The organism is Acetomicrobium mobile, from assembly GCF_937920065.1.
Genome location: NZ_CALETC010000256.1, coordinates 1 through 3,126, shown reverse-complemented (window position 1 = coordinate 3,126; position 3,126 = coordinate 1). Strand labels below are relative to the sequence as shown.

5 protein-coding genes and 1 pseudogene are annotated in these 3,126 nt (G+C 50.9%); 3 read left to right on the top strand and 3 right to left on the bottom strand.

Features of this window, described 5'->3' with window-relative positions; genetic code table 11:
- From Q7P41_RS09735 to Q7P41_RS09725, 3 genes are all read right to left on the bottom strand, one after another.
- On the bottom strand, positions 1-525 hold a 525-nt coding region (locus tag Q7P41_RS09735), incomplete at its 3' end, for a Lin1244/Lin1753 domain-containing protein (protein WP_303883874.1).
- Positions 512-1,129, bottom strand: a complete 618-nt coding sequence (locus Q7P41_RS09730; RefSeq protein ID WP_303883873.1) for a putative metallopeptidase — start codon at positions 1,127-1,129, stop codon at positions 512-514. The genes Q7P41_RS09730 and Q7P41_RS09735, both read right to left, overlap by 14 nt.
- A 5-nt stretch (positions 1,130-1,134) precedes the next feature.
- Positions 1,135-1,410, bottom strand: a complete 276-nt coding sequence (locus tag Q7P41_RS09725; RefSeq protein ID WP_303883871.1) for a helix-turn-helix domain-containing protein — start codon at positions 1,408-1,410, stop codon at positions 1,135-1,137.
- A 198-nt stretch (positions 1,411-1,608) separates the two neighbouring features.
- Here Q7P41_RS09725 and Q7P41_RS09720 point away from each other — a divergent pair, with 198 nt between their 5' ends.
- The 3 genes and pseudogenes from Q7P41_RS09720 to Q7P41_RS09710 all read left to right on the top strand — a co-directional run.
- Entirely contained in the window at positions 1,609-2,061 is a 453-nt protein-coding gene (locus Q7P41_RS09720; protein ID WP_303883870.1) for a helix-turn-helix domain-containing protein, read from the top strand.
- Between the two features lie 40 nt (positions 2,062-2,101).
- Positions 2,102-2,581 (top strand): ImmA/IrrE family metallo-endopeptidase, encoded by a 480-nt coding sequence (locus Q7P41_RS09715; protein ID WP_303883868.1) that lies wholly within the window; start codon positions 2,102-2,104, stop codon positions 2,579-2,581.
- Between the two features lie 470 nt (positions 2,582-3,051).
- Positions 3,052-3,126 (top strand): annotated as a pseudogene (locus tag Q7P41_RS09710) (glycine/sarcosine/betaine reductase complex selenoprotein A); the annotation flags it as partial.

The window sequence follows — 3,126 nt, the reverse complement described above, 5'->3', positions numbered from 1 at the left end:
CAGTTTTTCTGCCCTACTGGTGAGTCCGTCGGATTCGTCCGCGGACGCTTCCGCGTAAGCGGAAGTAATATCTATATCTTCTCTATTCTTATCTGTTCTATTCTTATCTACAGCGGACATTGTCCCGACATTGTCCCGACACTCTCCCGATGTTTCCACCTGCTCCTTTTTCCGAGAAGCCTTGCGGCTGCTGTATTCGTCGGCCATTTCCGCTAAAGCGTCGGTCGAGATTTCCGCCACCTCCACGCCCGAAACTTCGCGGAAACTCACCGAAAACAGGCCAAGTTCCCGGCAGTTTTCCGCAAGTTTCCGGAAGGTTTGAGGCGGAACTCCTATAAGTCCGCACCAAGTTTGAAGCGGAAAGCAGGCGGAACCCGACGCGGACGCGCCCGTTTTCCCGGCACTTTCCGCTATGATCTCCAAGACATTCCAGTAAAAACCGTACCCCTCAAGGCCCCTCGTCGCCTTGAGCATGGCAAGTTTTTCAGTCCGTGATGATGAGGTGTCGTGCTTAAACCACTTCATAGCTTCCCACCTCTTCGCCTTCCGCCGAGCCTTCCGCGTATCTCTCGTATTGCATGTCTTCCATGTCTGCCGCATCCGCCGCATCTTTTTCCTGCCCTTGTCCGCTTCCGCTCATCCCAAGCTGAAGCTGCAGGGGCATGTCGGTAAAGACTTCCGCCGGGTTTACGTCAAGCAGGTTCGGTATGTCTGCGCCGTAAACGTAGTTTCTGAAGGGCAAAAGCTCCTGAAAGTCCTCGACGTCGTGTCGCATGTCGAGGTAAGTCGTCCCGTCTGCGTCTTCCTTTATGTGCCTCAGCTGGTGGTATAAAACGGCTGTAACGGCAGAAGGCGGCAGGCGGTCGAGCATCGCAAGGCGTAACTTTATGACGAACTTCAGCCTTACGCCCGCTATTTGGTAGATGACGTCTTCCACCCACTCGGGCATCTGCCAAATGGAGGCAGGCTCCTTTGCCTTCCTTGAGACGCAGTCGACGAGGAACAATATCTCGTCGGGGTTTGCCGGCATGTCAAACTTTTTGACAAGCATCCAGGCCGCCCGCCGATACACGCAGGCGACCCGGTTCTTGCCCTTGCTAAGCTTTGCTACAAGTTCAAGCGTGAGCATGGGGCCTAAGCCTGCTCTTTCTCCGCTGCTGTCTCGGGATCAAAGCCGGCGGAATCGCCATCGTCGTCCCTGTCGGCTATGATGTCTGAGGGGTTGACGCCAAACATCTCGCATATCTTCGCAAGGAGGCGCAGTGAAAGCTGACGCTTGCCCGATTCGATGTTTGAGTAGTGGCCCTGAGCGATGCCGAGCGCCTTGGAGAGCTCCATCTGTGAAATGTCCCTTTTGACCCGTATGAGCTTGAGGTTCCTGCCGATCTTCCTTTTATCCCAGGTATACATGCAGACTGCCTCCTTTTGTAGTAAATAATACGTTATCATTATACAAGTATTAAGCTTACTTGACAATAAGTAAGTCAAAATGATTTACTATGAATATCAGAGGTATACATCTTGTCATATGCACGTATTTGGAATAATATATAACCGAATAGACATAAAAGGCGGAAATGGGCAAATACGGAAAGGAGGATCACGTATTTGGAAAAGAAGAAGAAAGGCAAGGAAGAAGAACGCGGAGGGACGGAGCTTGCCAAGCGCATAGGCTTGAGGATAAAGATAGCCAGGCTCAAGGCGGGCATGCTCCAGAAAGACCTTGCCGAGAAGGTGGGTTTTCACCGCATGAGCATCAGCGCGATAGAATCGGGCCGGCGCTACACGACGATACCCCAGCTGGTGGCCTTCGCAGAGGCATTGAACGTCCCGGTTTCATACTTCCTGACCGGGGCGGAAGAGGCGTTGTCCGAAGCGACCGACGAGTACACGGCCGAGTTGGAAAAGCTCCTGGCCGTCCTGATGGAGCGCGACGCCGAGGCTGTGGCCAACTTGAGGAGCGTCATGGAAAACTGGGACAGGCTGTCGCTGGATGATAAGAAGTTCATCATCAACACCATATCGTTTGCGCTGAAGTCTGTGAAAGATCGTTTAGAATAATAAAGTCCGCAAAACAATCATAATTACAGGAGGGCCCCTTATGAACCCGTCAATTGCGGCGCGTCGGCTTCTGGAGGAGATCGGCGCGCCTGATGATGAAGATGTCGTCGTGTTGGCATTGAGGAAGCTCGATATTGTGTTGATCGAGGACAAGGCAGATCAGGTTGACGCCATGCTCGTCCACATCCCGCCCGGAAGGCCCGTCATAGCCGTAAACTCGGCCCGCCCCATGCCCAGGAGGCGGTTTTCTATTGCCCACGAGATAGGCCACTATCTGCTGGGGCACAACTCGCTTTCCTTCACGGGAAGCGGAGACGGACACGGAATGATAAGGCGCGATCCAAGGCAGGAGCGGGCGGCCAACGCCTTTGCAGCGGAATTTCTGATGCCCAAAAAGCGCCTGGCCCGCGAGGCGCACAAGTACACCCTCCAGGGTTTGGCCCGCCGTTACAAGGTATCCCTGCAGGCAATGGAGATAAGGCTCAAAGAGCTTGGGCTGGTGTGCAAGACCAGACATTAAAGTGAGCCTTGATCAATCCTAGATAAAAAATTGGCTTCATTTGTCCTCACCGAGCTCAATCGGTGGGGGATTGTTGTATTTAAGAGAAAAGGTGAAGGGATAAAAATTAAGGATATTCTAGTAAATAGGATAAAATATGTCATAACTGCATGTTAAACTGATCAGAAATGCTGTAATCGCTGGTAAATGTGTTTGACATATTTATATGAAACGCTTACCATGGCCAACGACTTGCTATACACTATACTATGTACGTAAATTGCATATTGAGTAGATTGTAATCATTCCATATTTTGACCGCGTAACGATAGCAAAGAGTTTCCTATCCAACTATAAGCATCTTTCGATGCTATTATTCTTCTGCGTGATTCAGCGAATGAGCAGATCAACGTATATTCAGCAGGCTCTTAAGTATTTAATAGGCGGAACAGGACAAAATGTACAATTTGATGATAGGAGGTGCAAAAGCCATGGTAAAGGGAAAGCTGACAGGTAAAAAGTTGATTCTCCTTGGCGAAAGAGATGGCATTCCTGGCCCTGTCATG